Raw genomic sequence first — 16192 nt, forward strand, 5'->3', positions numbered from 1 at the left:
GCGGCGCGGGGCCGTCGTCCAAGGCGGATCCGCAGTCTGGTCATCTTTCACGCCCTGCACAGTCATCCGGTGCTTGCAAGCCCCAGTGCAGGGCGCTAGGCAGACGCCATGCGCATCATCCGAGACTATCAATTCGTAGAACAGCAAGATCGTGGCGCCAGCGTTGCGATCGGCAATTTTGACGGCGTTCACCGGGGCCATCAATCGGTCATCGAGCAGGCCCGCGCCGCGGCCCCCGATGCCCCGCTTGGGGTGATGACCTTTGAACCCCACCCGCGCGCCTTTTTTGCCCCCAACGCCCCGCCTTTCCGCCTGATGTCACCCGAGGCCCGTGCCTCGCGGCTGGAAAAACTGGGGGTAGAGCGGCTCTATCAGCTGAATTTCAACGCTGCTCTGTCTGGCCTGCCGCCGGAAGATTTTGCCCGCCGTGTCATCGCCGATGGGCTTGGCCTGCGCCATGTGGTGGTGGGGGCGGATTTCTGCTTTGGCAAGGGGCGCAGCGGCAGTGCCGCCGACCTGCAGCGTTTTGGCGCTGAAATGGGGTTCGGCGTCACCATCGCGCCCTTGATGACCCATTCCGAACATACCGTTTCCTCTACCGCGATCCGCACCGCGCTGAGCGAGGGACGGCCGCGGGATGCGGCGGCTATGCTCAGCCATTGGCACCGGATTGAAGGCAAGGTAATCGGCGGCGAACAACGGGGCCGCGACCTGGGCTTTCCCACTGCCAATATGTCGATTGACGGGCTGCATCCCCCGGCCTTTGGCGTCTATGCGGTGCTGGTGGATGTGCTGGATGGGCCGCATAAGGGCAGTTATCAAGGAGCGGCCTCTATTGGGGTGCGACCCATGTTTGACGGTGCCCACCCCAATATCGAAACCTTCCTGTTTGACTTCACCGGCAATCTCTATGGTGCGACGCTTTCGGTGGCGCTGGTGGAATATCTGCGCCCGGAAATGAAATTCGACGGGCTAGACGCACTGATTGATCAGATGAACGCCGATTGCGCCCGCGCCCGTACCATCCTTGCCGCCGAACCGCAGGTAACCACATGAGCGACGGAATTAATCGCAAGGGGCTGGCACCGCGCTTTTGGGAGAAAAAGCCGCTGGACAAGCTCAACCAGCAGGAATGGGAAGCGCTCTGTGATGGCTGCGGCAAATGCTGCCTTAACAAGCTTGAAGACGAAGACAGCGGCGAGATCGCCCTGACCCGCGTGGCCTGTCGCCTGCTGGATGACAACAGCTGCCACTGCGCCCACTATGAAAATCGCCACCAGTTCATTCCGGAATGCATCGTGCTCAGGCCCGATAACCTGGATACCCATGCCTATTGGATGCCGCAGACCTGCGCCTATCGGCTGCTCTGGCAGGGCAAGCCCCTGCCCCAGTGGCACCCACTGCTGACTGGCGACCCCGATAGCCCCCATGCCGCAGGCGTTACCGTGCGCGGCTGGACCGTTTCAGAATTCGATACCCCGGAAGAAGACTGGGAAGACCATATCATCGAGGAGCCGATCTGATGTACTTTGCCTCTGACAATTCCGGCCCGGTTCCAGCCCAGGTTCTGCACGCTCTGGCAAAAGCCAATGAAGGCTATGCCATGGGCTATGGTGCCGATGCGGAAATGGCCGAAGTGACCAAACGCCTGCGGGATATTTTCGAGGCCCCCGAGGCGACGGTGCATCTGGTGGCCACCGGCACTGCGGCAAACTCTATCGCACTGGCCACCCTGAGCCAGCCGTTTGAAACCATCTTTTGCACGCCCACCGCGCATATCCACGAAGATGAATGCAATGCACCGGAATTTTACACCGGCGGTGCCAAGCTGACCTTGGTACCCGGCGCGCCCGGATGTGACGACAAGATGACACGGCAGGCGCTGTACGCCACAATCGCAGCAGAAGAAACCCGTGGCGTACATGGGCCACAGCGCGGGCCTGTCTCGCTGACGCAGGTCACCGAACGCGGCACGATCTACAGTCTGGACGAGCTGCAGGCGCTTTCAGCTGTGACCCGCGAATTTGGCCTGCCGCTGCATCTGGATGGAGCCCGATTTACCAATGCCATGGTGGCGCTGGATTGCACCCCGGCCGAAATGACATGGAAAGCTGGCGTCGACGCCCTGTCATTTGGCGGCACCAAAAATGGGTTGATGGGGGTCGAAGCGGTGATCTTCTTTGATCCCAAGCACGCCCGAGAGTTTGAGCTGCGGCGCAAGCGCGGCGGCCATCTGTTTTCCAAGCACCGCTACCTTTCGGCGCAGATGTTGGCCTATCTGCGCGATGACTTGTGGCGCGACAACGCCCGCAAAGCCAATGCAAACTGTGCGTATCTGGCGGCAGGTCTGCGCCAGGCCGGGGCCAGTTTTCAGCATGAACCGCAGGCAAATATGATCTTTGCGGCCCTCCCCCGCGCCACCCATCAGCGCCTGTTTGAGGCGGGTGCCGCCTATCATCTGTGGGATGGCCCGCTAGAGGGTGACCTGACAGAACAGATCACCGCTCGTTTTGTCTGTGACTGGGCCATCAGCACAGTGCAGATGGATCAGTTTCTGGCCCTGATTTAACCTGCCGCCTGCCCCCAGAAACGGCGCAGTAGATCTGCGGTCGCAACCGGATGGGTGATCGGCAACATATGCCCGGTCTCAGGCACAACCACGCTCTGCGCCTGCGGCAGGCGCCGGGCCAGCCCTGCATTGATCAGCGGCATCACCGGCTGGCTGTCAGCGCCGCTGAGCAACAGAACCGGCATGGATACAGCCGCCAACGCGCTGGGTTTTAGCACCCCCTTGTTGTCCAGATAAAGCGTCTCATAGCTCTTGGGGACCACCGCCATGGCGCGGATCATTGCCGCGCGCGCCTGCTCTGTCAGATCTGGCCATTTCGGCTTGCCCGTGCCCCACATACGGTTGAAAAAACGGGTGGCACCCTCGATGTCTCCGGCGGCATAGAGCTCTACAAAGGGGGCTTCTATGGCCTCTAGCGCCGCCTGCGCATCGGGGGCGTCTTGGCGCGTCACCGCAAAGAGCACCGGTTCAATCAGGGTCAGGCTATTGACCAGATCGGGGCGCGCCTGCGCCATGCGCAGTGCCACGGTGGCCCCAAAGGAATGGCCAATCAAATCCATCGGCGCCCCGGCGGCCCGCAGTTGCGCCAGGCCAGCCGCCACATTGGCAGATTGATAATCAGCCGCCTGTTCATCCCAATCCGGGCTTCGGCCATGGGAAAACATATCAAAGGCGGTGAGCGTGATCTCTCCCTCCATTTCTGTGGCCAGCCCGCGCCAGGCGCCCGAATGGGCAAGCGAACAATGCACTGCCAGAACCTGACGGGGCCCGACCCCAAAACGACGGGAAAAAACTTCGCTCAAAATGATATCCTTCATCAGTTCCCCACCCGTCGTATCAGCCCGCAAGATGTTCTTCCAGATCGGCGATCCGGTCCTGCCCCCAGAACCGGGCACCATCTTCGGTGATATAAAACGGCGCGCCAAAGACGCCGGCCTTGACTGCATCCTCTAGGTTTTGCGCATAGGTCTCGGCGCCGGCCAAGAGACCGCTATTCGCCAACGCAGGGTCAAAGCCGGCGCTTTGCAGGCAGGACTTGATCACATCGTCCTGGGCAATATCGCGATCTTCCGCCCAGACGGCCCGCAGGATCCCATGTACAAGCGCCCCCATATCACCGCCGCCCGCGGCCTGTGCGGCAATGATCGCATATGATGACGGCGCCGGGTTGGTTGGCCAGTGGGCTGGTTTCAGGTTCAGCACCAGCCCATTCTTTTTTGCCTGTCGCTGCATCTCCATCGCCCGGTATTCCTGGCGCGAGATATGGCGGTCCTTCGGAGCGGTGCCACCGGTGCGGCCAAACAAGGCAACAATGTCCAAAGGTTTGTAATTAATCGTCGCATTCTGTCGCTCTGCCGCCTCTTCAAGTCGGGTTCCGGCCAGATAAGCGTAGGGTGACAGGGTCGAGAAGTAGAAATCAATGACAGCCATGGTTGTTTTCTCCCGCTTAGAACTAGGCTGAAAGCTACGCACATGTTAAGCGGTGAGCAAGATCACGAATCTGTCACATAGCCATTGCTGCCGGGGATATCAGCCAATGCCGACTTTACACGAACCCAAGCTTATCGCTGGGAACGCCAACCTCCCTCTTGCCACTTCCATTGCCCGCCGAATGAGCATGCACCGTGGTGTCGACCAAGGTCTGGTTGATGCCCGCGTTGAACGCTTTAACGATGGCGAGATCTTTGTTGAGGTCTACGAGAACGTGCGCGGCGAGGACATGTTCATCATTCAGCCAACCTCTAATCCGGCGAATGATAACCTGATGGAACTGCTGATCATCTCTGACGCGCTGCGCCGCTCTTCTGCGCAACGCATCACCGCCGTGATCCCCTACTTCGGCTATGCCCGTCAGGACCGCCGCACCAAGGCCCGCACACCGATTTCCTCCAAGCTGGTCGCCAATATGCTAACTGGCGCTGGCATCGAGCGGGTTTTGACCATGGACCTGCACGCGGCCCAGATTCAAGGCTTCTTCGATATCCCGGTCGATAACCTCTATGCCTCGCCAATCTTTGCACTGGATGTGAAAAACCTGTTCAAAGACCGGATGGAGGAGCTGATGGTGGTCTCTCCCGATGTGGGCGGTGTTGCCCGCGCGCGGGAACTGGCCAAACGCATCAATGCGCCGCTGTCCATCGTCGACAAACGCCGCGAAAAAGCAGGTGAAGTGGCCGAGATGACCGTCATCGGCGATGTACAGGACAAGATCTGCCTGATAATCGACGACATGTGCGACACGGCCGGCACCCTCTGCAAGGCCGCGCAGGTGCTGCTGGACAATGGCGCCAAGGAGGTCCACGCCTATATCACCCACGGCGTGATGAGCGGCCCAGCGGTTGAGCGTGTCACCAACTCGGTGATGAAATCTCTGGTGCTGACCGATTCCATTCAACCCACCGAGGCCGTAAGCAATGCGCCCAACATCCGCGTCCTGCCCACCGCGCCGCTGTTTACCCAGGCGATCCTGAACATCTGGCATGGCACCTCTGTGTCCTCGCTGTTTGATGACAAGACACTGATCCCAATTTACGAATCTCTCTACTCCAACGGCGTCTGACACCAAGGAATGAGACGAGAAAAAGGCCCAGCACAGTGTTCTGCGCGGGGCCTTTTTTTATGGTCTGGGCTCAGTAAAATGCACGCCAGAGCCTGCGCGCTTGTCGCCTTCCGGGTTTGCGCAACACGGTCTAGTCGACCTCCCAGTCATCATCGTGCGGCAGATCGCCAATAGCCATCCAGGCCGCACGCACACGGGCCACACGGCTGTCGCCCCATGTGCGAAAGACCATGTCAAAGCCAAAGGTCGTAATGTTCTCGGCCACCAGTTCAGCGCGAATAGCGGCACTGGTGTCCATATCCCAGAGTGACATCGACACATGCACCACTGGCACCCGCCGATAGGTCTCTTTGAAGGGGACCTGCATGCGCCGCTCGCGTGCGCCCTCGCCGGTCCACATGCTGCCCCCCTCTTCAAACTCAGAGAACAGCGCCAGATCGCCCTGGTCTATTCCGATATGTGGATTACGTAGTCTTTTCATCGCCCTCGGCTCCGCTCGCATATGCACCAGGCCCAGTCGGCGTGCAGGCGCGGTCTTTGCATCGATACATCAAAGGTAACAATACGGAAAAACCGGCCCATCACAACGGAGGGCCGGTTTAAAATGTGTCGAGAGACACACCAGGCAGGTGATCACATGCGCCCTTACAGGCTCATATGGGTGCCCAGGGCCTCCATATCCGCAAGCAGCTTGGCTGCTTCTTCGACCAAACCGTGGGGTTGATCGTCTTCTTTTGCGGTCTTGTAGGTCTGGCGAGCCTCTTCGATCAGCTCATCCAGATGGGCGCGGGTCATCTCATCCATTGGAATTGCACGCTCAGCAAGGACCGAAAGGGCCTCGGCGCTGATTTCGGCAAAACCGCCAGTGACCACGAACTCCGAAGTGCCTTGCGAGCTTTCCACCCGCAGGACACCCGGACGCAGGGTGGTGATGGTGGGGGCATGCATCGGCATCGCCGTCATGTCACCCTCCGCGCCGGGGATCTGCACCGCGTTCACCTGGAGCGAGGCGAGGCTACGCTCCGGGCTTACGAGGTCAAATTGCATGGTATCAGCCATCAGGGCCCTCCTTAGGCCGCGTCAGCAGCCATTTTCTCGGCTTTTGCGATCACTTCATCAATGCCGCCAACCATGTAGAAGGCGCCTTCGGGGAGGTGGTCGTATTCGCCAGCCACAACGGCCTTGAACGACGCAATAGTGTCTTCCAGCGGAACCTGCTTACCGTCGGCACCGGTGAAGATTTTAGCAACGTCAAACGGCTGGGACAGGAAGCGTTCGATCTTACGCGCACGGGCCACGGCCAGTTTGTCGTCTTCCGAAAGCTCGTCCATGCCGAGAATGGCGATGATGTCCTGCAGCGATTTGTAACGCTGAAGGATCTGCTGAACGTCGGTGGCAACTTTGTAGTGCTCGTCACCAATGATCAGTGGATCCAGCAGACGCGATGTCGAACCCAGTGGGTCAACCGCAGGGTAGATGCCTTTTTCCGAGATCGCACGATCCAGAACGGTTGTCGCATCGAGGTGCGCAAACGAGGTCGCAGGCGCAGGGTCGGTAAGGTCATCCGCAGGAACATAGACGGCCTGAACGGAAGTAATCGAACCGTTCTTGGTCGAAGAAATCCGTTCCTGCATCGCACCCATGTCGGTGGCCAGCGTTGGCTGGTAGCCAACAGCAGAAGGAATACGACCCAGCAGGGCCGAAACTTCGGAACCAGCCTGCGTGAAGCGGAAGATGTTGTCCACAAAGAACAAAACGTCCGAGCCACTGTCGTCGCGGAACTGTTCCGCCAGGGTCAGACCCGACAGAGCAACCCGCATACGCGCACCGGGAGGTTCGTTCATCTGGCCGTAGACCAGCGCAATTTTGGACTCGACCAGGTTGTCAGGAACGATAACGCCGGATTCGATCATCTCGTGGTAAAGGTCGTTACCTTCACGGGTCCGCTCACCAACACCGGCGAAGACGGACACACCAGAGTGCACCTTCGCGATGTTGTTGATCAGTTCCATGATCAGAACGGTCTTACCAACGCCGGCACCGCCGAACAGACCAATTTTACCACCCTTGGTATAGGGGGCCAGCAGGTCGATAACCTTGATGCCTGTGGTCAGGATCTCGGTTGCGGTGGACTGATCAGCGAAGGAAGGCGCATCGCCGTGGATACCACGTGTCTCGGTGGCCTCTACGGGGCCCTTTTCGTCAACCGGCTCGCCGATGACGTTGAGGATACGGCCCAGTGTGGCGGTGCCAACTGGAACCGAGATAGGCGCGCCGGTGTCGGTCACGTCCTGGCCGCGAACCAGACCTTCGGTTGCGTCCATAGCGATGGTCCGAACTGTGCTCTCACCCAGGTGCTGAGCAACCTCGAGAACCAGTGTCTTACCATTGTTGTCCGTGGTAACGGCGTTCAGGATTTCCGGCAGGGCATCCTCGAACTGCACGTCCACAACGGCGCCAATCACCTGCGTGATTTTGCCTTTTGCGTTTGCCATGTGTTTGTCTCCGGTTGTCTCTTAGAGCGCCTCTGCGCCCGAAATGATTTCAATCAGCTCGTTGGTGATGACGGCCTGACGCGAGCGGTTGAACTCGATTGTCAGCTTGTCGATCATCTCGCCAGCGTTACGCGTGGCGTTATCCATCGCGCTCATCCGGGCACCCTGCTCGGATGCACCATTTTCCAGCAGCGCCGAAAAGATCTGGGTCGATACGCCACGTGGCAGCAGGTCGGCGAGGATCGCCTCTTCGCTGGGTTCGTAGTCGTAAACGGCCGATGCTTCTTCGGCGACACCGCCCTCGTAAGAGGCCGGAATGATCTGCTGCGCTGTTGGCACCTGTGTCACGACGTTGACAAAGCCCGAGTAAAAGATCGTTGCCACGTCGAATTCACCAGCGTCAAAGCGGGTCAGGATGTCCTTGGCGATGCCCTGCGCATCGGCATAGCCGACCCGCTTGACTTCGCTCAGATCCACATGGCCGATGAAATCATCACCCAGGTCACGACGCAGCGCGTCGCGGCCTTTTTTGCCAACGGTCAGAATCTTGACCGTCTTGCCAGCCGCTTTCAGCTCCTGCGCCTTTTGGCGCGCCAGCTTGGCGATATTGGCGTTAAAGCCACCGCAAAGGCCCCGCTCGGCGGTCAGGACAACAAGAAGTTGTACCTGATCGCTGCCGGTGCCGCGCAGCAGTTTTGGTGCGCTATCGCTGCCGCCAACCGAAGCCGCAAGCCCTGCCATCACGGCATTGAACCGTTTGGTATAGGGACGCGAATCTTCAGCAGCTTCCTGGGCGCGGCGAAGTTTCGCCGCGGCCACCATTTGCATGGCTTTTGTGATCTTACGCGTGCTTTTGACACTCGCGATCCTGTTTTTCAGGTCCTTGAGATTTGGCATTGCCTTATCCCCTTACGCGAAATCTGCGGCGAATTCGTCCAGCGCTGCTTTGATCTTGTCGGCAGCATCGCCCTTGATCTTCGGATCTTCGGTGGAAATCCACTCGAGCAGATCAGCGTGCTTGCTGCGCAGATGCGCCAGCATGCCTTCCTCGTAGCGGCCAACAGATTTTACGTCGATCTTGTCGAGGTAGCCTTGGGTACCAGCGAAGATCACGCAGACGATTTCTGCGTTGGTCAGCGGCGAGTACTGAGCCTGCTTCATCAGCTCGGTCAGACGGGCACCACGGTTCAGCAGCTGCTGGGTGGCGGCGTCAAGGTCGGAACCAAACTGCGCAAAGGCCGCCATTTCGCGATACTGAGCCAGTTCCAGTTTCACCGGACCCGCAACAGATTTCATCGCGTTTGTCTGGGCAGAAGACCCAACACGCGAAACCGACAGACCGGTGTTCACAGCAGGACGGATGCCCTGGTAAAACAGTTCGGTTTCCAGGAAGATCTGGCCATCGGTGATCGAAATCACGTTGGTTGGAATAAAGGCGGAAACGTCACCACCCTGGGTTTCAATAACAGGCAGAGCCGTCAAGGAACCAGCGCCGAAGTCTTCGTTCAGTTTGGCCGAACGTTCCAGCAGACGGGAGTGCAGATAGAAAACGTCACCAGGATAGGCTTCACGGCCGGGCGGACGACGCAGCAGCAGCGACATCTGGCGATAGGCAACAGCCTGCTTGGAAAGGTCATCATAGATGATCAGACCGTGCTTGCCGCTGTCGCGGAAATATTCCGCCATCGCGGTGGCCGCATAGGGGGCCAGGAACTGCAGAGGCGCAGGATCGGACGCGGTTGCAGCAACCACGATCGAATATTCCATCGCGCCGGCTTCTTCCAGCTTTTTCACCAGCTGAGCAACAGTCGAACGCTTTTGACCAATCGCTACGTAAACGCAGTACAGTTTCTTCGACTCGTCGTCGCCTGCTGCATCGTTGTAGGATTTCTGGTTCAGCATGGTGTCCAGCGCGATGGCTGTTTTACCAGTCTGACGGTCACCAATAATCAGCTCACGCTGGCCACGGCCAACGGGGATCATCGCATCAACGGATTTGAGGCCTGTCGCCATCGGTTCGTGAACCGATTTACGCGGGATAATACCAGGTGCCTTGACGTCTGCAACGCCGCGCTTGGCAGCATTGATTGGGCCCTTGCCGTCCAGCGGGTTGCCCAGACCGTCAACAACGCGGCCCAGCAGCTCGGGGCCGACTGGAACGTCCACGATCGAGTTGGTGCGCTTGACAGTGTCACCTTCTTTGATGTCGCGGTCGGAGCCAAAGATAACGATACCTACGTTATCGGCTTCGAGGTTCAGCGCCATGCCCATAATTCCACCAGGGAATTCGACCATTTCGCCAGCCTGAACATTGTCAAGGCCGTAGACGCGGGCGATACCATCGCCAACGCTCAGCACGCGACCAATTTCAGCCACCTCGGCTTCCTGACCAAAGTTCTTGATCTGGTCTTTTAGGATCGCAGAAATCTCTGCTGCTTGGATACCCATTTATCCGACCTCTTTCATTGCATTCTGTAGGGAGTTGAGCTTGGAGCGGATCGAGCTATCGATCATCTTCGAGCCCACTTTAACGACGAGACCGCCAATGATGCTTTCATCGACGGTTGCATTGATGGTAATCTGTTTGCCCACGCGCGCGGCCAGCGTCTTGGCCAGCTTGTCGCTTTGGGTTTTCGTCAGTGCCTTGGCAGAAATCACCTCGGCAGTCACTTCACCGCGTGCCTCTGCCAGACGATCCCGCAGGGCAGTGATCAGCGCAGGAACCACGAACAGGCGGCGTTTTTGCGCCATCAGCGCCAGGCTGTTGCCCAAAACAGGTGCCAGACCCATTTTCTTGGCGATCGCCGCAATTGCGGCTTCCTGCTCATCCCGCGAAATCAGCGGAGAGCTGAGCAGGTTTTGCAGGTCGTCACTGTCAGCCAGGGCAGCTGCCAGATCATTGATGCTGGTTTCAAGGCTATCAAGCGCCTTGCTCTCTTCGGCGATCTCAAAGATCGCAGTGGCATAGCGCGCAGCAATGCCTGCTGAAATCGAAGCTGGTTCGGACACGTCCACCCTTCCGACATTTGGCCCCGACTGCCTGTCACAAGACAGACGGCGCCGGGGGCGTGAGCATACCCCACCAAGACGGCAGGGCGTTAAAATCAGCGTGGATGTAACAGAGCGGTAGCAACCTATCAACTGTCTATAGTGGCAGGGGCAAAATGTTCGATCTTAATGTTTTCAACACCTTAGCCAAAGTGCGGCCCTTTGCCCCCCGAAACTCGACTATTTTTATGCACCTCGGGCGTGGTATTTACCTTTCCGAACAGGTCAAAATCCGCAGGAAAGGCGCAAATCAGCGCTCACAGGTCTTTTCCGGCCTCACCGCGGATCGACAATTTTGAAAAACAGAATCATCTGTCTGCGCCACCGCGGATCAAGCACAGGGCAACTCTTTTGCCCGATGCCTACTCGCTGCCTGCTTAGGCCGGTTCCGCGACCGGGTTGGAAAGCCCTTCCAGAACCCGGATCGGACTAGATCGTTTGACGCGCGTCATATGCCCATGCTGGGGATGCGTCTGTTTGCTGACCTCTACCATAAAGACGCCCCCCACCAACATGGCAGGCAAGCGGCGCCCGGCCCGTTCGAGCAGCGCCCCGGATTTCAGCCAAAACCGTTTCTGGCTGGGCATCCGGTACAGCGCCGCTGTATGACGTTGGATGGTGAATTCATGCAGGCGCAGCTGATTTTCCAACTGGGTCAACGTATAGGGCCGCCCATAGCCAAAGGGCGTATTGTCCGACCGCGCCCAGAACCCGGCCCGGTTTGGCACCACAAAGATCGCTCGCCCACCAGGCCCCAGCACCCGGCGGCATTCCTCCAGCACCTGGGTGGGTCGTTCCGAGGTTTCCAGCCCATGCATCACTACCAACCGATCCACCCGCCCGGTTTCAATCGGCCAAAAGGTCTCTTCGCACAGCACAGATACATTCGGCATCCCCGCCGGCCATTGCATCACCCCCTGCGGCCCCGGCATCAGGGCAATCACCCGGCGGGCTTCGGCCAGATAGGGGCGCATCAAGGGCGCGGCAAAGCCGAAACCTGCCACGGTCTGCCCCGCCGCTTCCGGCCAGAACTCCAGCAGCCGATTGCGCACCGATGCCTGCGACGCCCGCCCTAGGGTGCTGCGATAGTAGAAATTCCTAAGGTCCTGAACATCAAGGTGCATTGCGGGTGCCTGCTGCTTGGGCCAATCTGGGGGCAGTTTACTCATGCGGAGGCGAAAGACCATGCCCCTAGAAATCGTTACCCTGCCCTGTCTCTCGGACAACTATGCCTATCTACTGCATGATTCCAAGAGTGGTAAGACCGCTTTGGTCGATGCGCCCGAGGCCGAAGCCATCAAAACCGCCCTCGCGGCCCGGGGCTGGAGCCTGGAGGTGATTCTCTTGACGCACCATCACTATGATCACATCGATGGCGTCGCCGAGCTCTGCGCGCAGTATAATCCTGCGGTCTATGGCGCCAAGGCAGATGCCGCCCGCTTGCCGCCACTGACCCATGCGCTGGAAGACGGTGACAACTTTGAACTCTTCGGGGAACCGGTCCAGGTACTGGATGTGTCAGGCCATACAATCGGCCATATCGCTTTTTACCTGCCTGAAAGCCAAGCAGTCTTTACCGCCGACAGCCTGATGGCGCTTGGCTGTGGCCGCCTGTTCGAAGGCACCCCCGATATGATGTGGCAGAGTCTCAACCGGCTGATGGCCCTGCCGCCGCAGACCTGGGTGTATTCCGGCCATGAATATACCCAATCCAACGCCCGCTTTGCCCTGACAATTGAACCGGACAACACCGCACTGCAACTGCGCGCTGCGCAAATCGCCAATGCGCGCGCCAAAGGAGAGGCCACGATTCCGTCACTATTGCAGCAAGAGCTGGAGACAAATCCCTTTTTGCGCGCCCATCTGGATGAGGTGAAAACCGCAATCGGCATGCAAGACGCTGAAAGTACGGAAGTTTTTGCAAAAATTCGGGACCTGAAAGACCGCTTTTAGCCCCATTTTCGCCGGTCTGATGCTATCGTGGTCGTCTCAAAGGGGTCATAAATTAACCTCTCTCACAAAGAATGTGACCTAATTTTGCAAGAAAGCCCTTGAAGCTCCGCCTCTATCAACCAAACTCTAATACTATCAGGACATGGTTGATACAGGGGAAGCGGCAGAACGTCCAAGCCCCGGTCACCCCAAGAACAGAGGAGCACGCCCGTGCCTTCATTCTCGAGCACACTAGAACAAGCCATTCACGCCGCGCTCGCGTTGGCGAATGAGCGGCGCCACGAGTTTGCCACGCTGGAACACCTGCTATTGGCATTAATCGAAGAACCGGAAGCCGCCCGTGTGATGCGCGCCTGTAGCGTCGATCTCGGACATCTTCGCACTTCACTGATTGAATTTGTCGATGAAGATCTCGCCAATCTGGTGACTGATGTCGATGGGTCCGAAGCGGTCCCCACCGCTGCCTTCCAGCGGGTTATTCAGCGTGCCGCGATCCATGTGCAAAGTTCGGGGCGCACCGAAGTCACTGGGGCCAATGTCCTCGTCGCGATTTTTGCAGAACGCGAAAGCGACGCCGCCTACTTCCTGCAGGATCAGGATATGACCCGCTATGATGCCGTGAATTTCATTGCCCATGGCGTGGCCAAGGATCCTGCCTTTGGCGAATCCCGTCCCATCACCGGCGCCCCCGAGGGCGAAGATGCCTCTATGGGCGGCGGCGGCCCCGAGAGCGAAAAGAAAGAAAGCGCGCTCGACAAATACTGCGTCGATCTCAACAGCAAATCCCGCGAAGGCGACATTGATCCGCTGATCGGGCGCAGCCACGAGGTAGAGCGCTGCATCCAGGTGCTGTGCCGCCGCCGCAAGAACAACCCGCTGCTGGTGGGCGACCCCGGCGTCGGCAAGACCGCCATCGCGGAAGGCCTGGCCCGCAAGATCGTGCAGGGCGAAGTCCCCGAAGTGTTGTCCAAGACCACCATCTTCTCGCTGGATATGGGGGCGCTCTTGGCTGGCACCCGCTATCGTGGCGATTTTGAAGAACGTCTGAAGGCCGTGGTGACCGAGCTGGAAGACCACCCGGATGGTGTGTTGTTCATTGATGAGATCCACACCGTGATTGGTGCTGGCGCCACCTCTGGCGGGGCAATGGATGCCTCCAACCTGCTGAAACCTGCCCTGCAGGGCGGCAAACTGCGCACCATGGGATCCACCACCTACAAAGAGTTCCGTCAGCATTTTGAAAAAGATCGCGCCTTGGCGCGGCGCTTCCAGAAGATCGATGTGAACGAACCCTCTGTACAGGATACGATTGAAATTCTGAAAGGGCTGAAACCCTATTTTGAAGAGCACCACAGCATCAAGTTCACTGCGGATGCCATCAAATCCGCAGTCGAGTTGGCCGCGCGCTACATCAACGACCGCAAGCTGCCCGACAAGGCGATCGACGTGATTGACGAAGCCGGCGCAGCACAGCATCTGGTGCCGGAAAGCAAACGTCGCAAGACCATTGGCGTCAAGGAAATCGAAGCCGTGGTGGCCAAGATCGCCCGCATCCCGCCCAAGAGCGTCACCAAAGACGATGCAGAAGTGCTGAAGGACCTGGAGAAGAGCCTTAAGCGCGTGGTCTTTGGTCAGAACGATGCGATTGACGCGCTCTCCAGTGCCATTAAACTGGCTCGTGCAGGGCTGCGCGAACCGGAAAAGCCCATCGGCAACTATCTCTTTGCGGGCCCCACTGGTGTCGGCAAAACCGAGGTAGCCAAGCAACTGGCCGATGCACTCGGGGTAGAGCTGCTGCGCTTTGACATGTCGGAATACATGGAGAAACACGCGGTTTCCCGTCTGATCGGCGCGCCTCCGGGCTATGTCGGCTTTGACCAGGGCGGCCTGCTAACCGATGGCGTTGACCAGCATCCCCACTGTGTGCTGCTGCTGGACGAAATCGAGAAGGCGCACCCGGACGTGTTCAACATCCTGTTGCAGGTGATGGATAACGGCCAGTTGACAGATCACAACGGCCGCGCGGTAAACTTCCGCAATGTTGTGTTGATCATGACCTCCAATGCGGGTGCATCGGATATGGCAAAGGCTGCCATCGGCTTTGGCCGTGATCGCCGCGAGGGTGAAGACACCGCTGCGATTGAACGCACCTTCACGCCGGAATTCCGCAACCGTCTGGACGCAGTGATCGCCTTTGCTCCGCTGCCCAAAGAGGTCATCCTGCAGGTAGTCGAGAAATTCGTGCTGCAACTGGAAGCCCAGCTGATGGACCGCAATGTCTCGATCGAACTGACCCCCAAGGCGGCTGAATGGCTGGCGGACCGGGGCTATGATGATCGCATGGGGGCGCGGCCTTTGGGGCGGGTCATCCAGGAACACATCAAAAAGCCGCTAGCCGAAGAATTGCTCTTTGGCAAGCTGGCAAAGGGTGGGCTGGTCAAGGTTGGCATCAAGGATGGCAAACTGGATCTGCGCATCGAGGGCCCGATCAAGCCGCGCATCTCTGGTGACAAGCCGCCATTGCTGACTGCAGACTGATCATGCGCCTCTCCCTTGCGGCTTTGCTGCTCACGCTCGTCACGGCCCCTGCCGTGGCGAGCGACATTTCCTTGCAATGGCCACTTGATTGCAGTCTGGGCGATACCTGTCACATTCAGCAATATGTCGACCACGATCCCGGCCCCGGCAGCCGTGACTATACCTGCCAAGGGTTGACCTACTCGGGCCACAAGGGAACCGATATCGCCCTGCCCTATCTGAGCGATATGCATCGCGGTGTTGCCGTGCGAGCTGTCGCGCCAGGCGTGGTTCAGGGCCTGCGTAATCGGATGCCCGACATCTATTCCACCGAAGAAAACGCTGCTGCCCTGGAGGGGCGCGAATGCGGCAACGGCGTGGTCCTGCGCCATGCGGATGGCTGGGAGACCCAATACTGCCACATGCGCCAAGGCTCTGTGCAGGTGCAAAAGGGCCAGCAGGTTCAAGCCGGCACCCAGCTGGGTGAGGTCGGCCTCTCTGGTAAGACGCAGTTCCCGCATCTTCATCTGTCCCTGCGCCGCGATGGGAAGGTGATCGATCCCTTTGCCCCCAAGGGTGCGCAGGACTGCGCGGCGGGCATTGATCCGGTCAGCTCTGCCGATGCAACCACCGATGCAGCCTCTCTCTGGACCGATCCGCCGGTCTATGAACCGGGGGGATTTCTGGGTGCGGGCTTCAGCGCCCAGGTGCCCCGCTTCCAGGAGATCAAATCCGGTGAGGCCAGCCAGATCCGCATGACGCGGCAATCACCGGCCCTGGTTTTCTGGGCCTATGCTTTTGGCGGCCAACAAGGCGACCGGGTGCGGCTGACCATTTCTGGCCCAACCGGGGTCTTTTCGGTGCATGAAATCACTCTGGATCGCAATCAGGCCCAGTTTTTCCGCGCCTCGGGCAAACGGTTAAACGACCAGATCTGGGACTATGGCCGCTATACCGGTCTGGCGGTTTTGTTGCGCGATGACGTGGAAATCGACCGGATCGAGCAAGCCGTCTCTTTAAGATAGGGCACCGGGGTCCCTGGGGCACTGC

General features: G+C 58.9%; 16 protein-coding genes. 7 read left to right on the forward strand and 9 right to left on the reverse strand.

Features of this window, described 5'->3' with window-relative positions; all coding sequences use genetic code 11:
- Nucleotides 1–108 precede the first annotated feature (108 nt).
- Genes LRK71_RS17215 through LRK71_RS17225 form a run of 3 tightly spaced genes read left to right on the forward strand, consistent with a single transcriptional unit; the run spans nucleotide 109 to nucleotide 2569 of the window.
- Complete coding sequence (locus tag LRK71_RS17215; RefSeq protein WP_232405201.1) at nucleotides 109–1056, forward strand: bifunctional riboflavin kinase/FAD synthetase; 948 nt, start codon at nucleotides 109–111, stop codon at nucleotides 1054–1056.
- Nucleotides 1053–1523, forward strand: a complete 471-nt coding sequence (locus LRK71_RS17220) for a YcgN family cysteine cluster protein (protein ID WP_232405202.1) — start codon at nucleotides 1053–1055, stop codon at nucleotides 1521–1523. Before LRK71_RS17215 ends, LRK71_RS17220 begins: the two co-directional genes overlap by 4 nt.
- Nucleotides 1523–2569 carry a threonine aldolase family protein gene (locus LRK71_RS17225; protein WP_232405203.1) on the forward strand — a complete coding sequence of 349 codons (1047 nt, stop codon included), beginning with the start codon at nucleotides 1523–1525 and terminating at the stop codon, nucleotides 2567–2569. The genes LRK71_RS17220 and LRK71_RS17225 overlap by 1 nt, the downstream gene beginning before the upstream one ends.
- On the opposite strand, the gene LRK71_RS17230 is transcribed toward LRK71_RS17225, so the two are convergent.
- Both LRK71_RS17230 and LRK71_RS17235 read right to left on the reverse strand, forming a co-directional pair.
- Nucleotides 2566–3387, reverse strand: a complete 822-nt coding sequence (locus LRK71_RS17230) for an alpha/beta fold hydrolase (RefSeq protein ID WP_232405204.1) — start codon at nucleotides 3385–3387, stop codon at nucleotides 2566–2568. The two genes, LRK71_RS17225 and LRK71_RS17230, sit on opposite strands and share 4 nt — an antisense overlap.
- A 19-nt stretch (nucleotides 3388–3406) precedes the next feature.
- Nucleotides 3407–4000: a 2-hydroxychromene-2-carboxylate isomerase gene (locus LRK71_RS17235; RefSeq protein ID WP_232405205.1), complete on the reverse strand. Its 594-nt coding sequence runs from the start codon at nucleotides 3998–4000 to the stop codon at nucleotides 3407–3409.
- Between the two features lie 106 nt (nucleotides 4001–4106).
- Between LRK71_RS17235 and LRK71_RS17240 the strand changes: the two genes are divergently transcribed.
- Nucleotides 4107–5129: a ribose-phosphate pyrophosphokinase gene (locus tag LRK71_RS17240; RefSeq protein ID WP_232405206.1), complete on the forward strand. Its 1023-nt coding sequence runs from the start codon at nucleotides 4107–4109 to the stop codon at nucleotides 5127–5129.
- 130 nt (nucleotides 5130–5259) lie between these two features.
- Here the strand turns inward: LRK71_RS17240 and LRK71_RS17245 are convergent, their stop codons facing one another.
- The 7 genes from LRK71_RS17245 to LRK71_RS17275 form a co-directional block, all read right to left on the reverse strand.
- On the reverse strand, nucleotides 5260–5610 hold the full coding sequence (locus LRK71_RS17245; RefSeq protein WP_232405207.1) for an H-type lectin domain-containing protein: 351 nt from the start codon (nucleotides 5608–5610) through the stop codon (nucleotides 5260–5262).
- 164 nt (nucleotides 5611–5774) lie between these two features.
- Entirely contained in the window at nucleotides 5775–6188 is a 414-nt protein-coding gene (locus LRK71_RS17250) for a F0F1 ATP synthase subunit epsilon (protein WP_232405208.1), read from the reverse strand.
- 11 nt (nucleotides 6189–6199) lie between these two features.
- Nucleotides 6200–7624, reverse strand: coding sequence for a F0F1 ATP synthase subunit beta (gene atpD, locus LRK71_RS17255; protein ID WP_232405209.1), 1425 nt, complete (start codon nucleotides 7622–7624; stop codon nucleotides 6200–6202).
- 21 nt (nucleotides 7625–7645) lie between these two features.
- Nucleotides 7646–8521: a F0F1 ATP synthase subunit gamma gene (locus tag LRK71_RS17260; protein ID WP_232405210.1), complete on the reverse strand. Its 876-nt coding sequence runs from the start codon at nucleotides 8519–8521 to the stop codon at nucleotides 7646–7648.
- Nucleotides 8522–8533: 12 nt separating this feature from the next.
- Complete coding sequence (gene atpA / locus LRK71_RS17265) at nucleotides 8534–10072, reverse strand: F0F1 ATP synthase subunit alpha (RefSeq protein WP_232405211.1); 1539 nt, start codon at nucleotides 10070–10072, stop codon at nucleotides 8534–8536.
- Entirely contained in the window at nucleotides 10073–10633 is a 561-nt protein-coding gene (locus LRK71_RS17270; protein ID WP_232405212.1) for a F0F1 ATP synthase subunit delta, read from the reverse strand. It abuts the gene before it with no gap.
- Nucleotides 10634–11049: 416 nt separating this feature from the next.
- Entirely contained in the window at nucleotides 11050–11796 is a 747-nt protein-coding gene (locus tag LRK71_RS17275) for a class I SAM-dependent methyltransferase (protein WP_232405213.1), read from the reverse strand.
- Between the two features lie 61 nt (nucleotides 11797–11857).
- On the opposite strand from LRK71_RS17275, the gene gloB reads away from it, so the two are divergent.
- From gloB to LRK71_RS17290, 3 genes are all read left to right on the forward strand, one after another.
- Nucleotides 11858–12625 carry a hydroxyacylglutathione hydrolase gene (gloB, locus tag LRK71_RS17280; RefSeq protein WP_232405214.1) on the forward strand — a complete coding sequence of 256 codons (768 nt, stop codon included), beginning with the start codon at nucleotides 11858–11860 and terminating at the stop codon, nucleotides 12623–12625.
- A gap of 210 nt (nucleotides 12626–12835) precedes the next feature.
- A complete protein-coding gene (clpA, locus tag LRK71_RS17285; RefSeq protein WP_232405215.1) occupies nucleotides 12836–15163 on the forward strand; it encodes an ATP-dependent Clp protease ATP-binding subunit ClpA in 2328 nt (775 codons plus the stop codon).
- A 2-nt stretch (nucleotides 15164–15165) separates the two neighbouring features.
- Nucleotides 15166–16167, forward strand: a complete 1002-nt coding sequence (locus tag LRK71_RS17290) for a M23 family metallopeptidase (RefSeq protein ID WP_232405216.1) — start codon at nucleotides 15166–15168, stop codon at nucleotides 16165–16167.
- The last annotated feature ends 25 nt before the right edge of the window (nucleotides 16168–16192 follow it).

Origin of the sequence: Pseudophaeobacter flagellatus (assembly GCF_021228235.1) — a bacterium.
GTDB classification, from domain to species: Bacteria; Pseudomonadota; Alphaproteobacteria; order Rhodobacterales; family Rhodobacteraceae; genus Pseudophaeobacter; species Pseudophaeobacter flagellatus.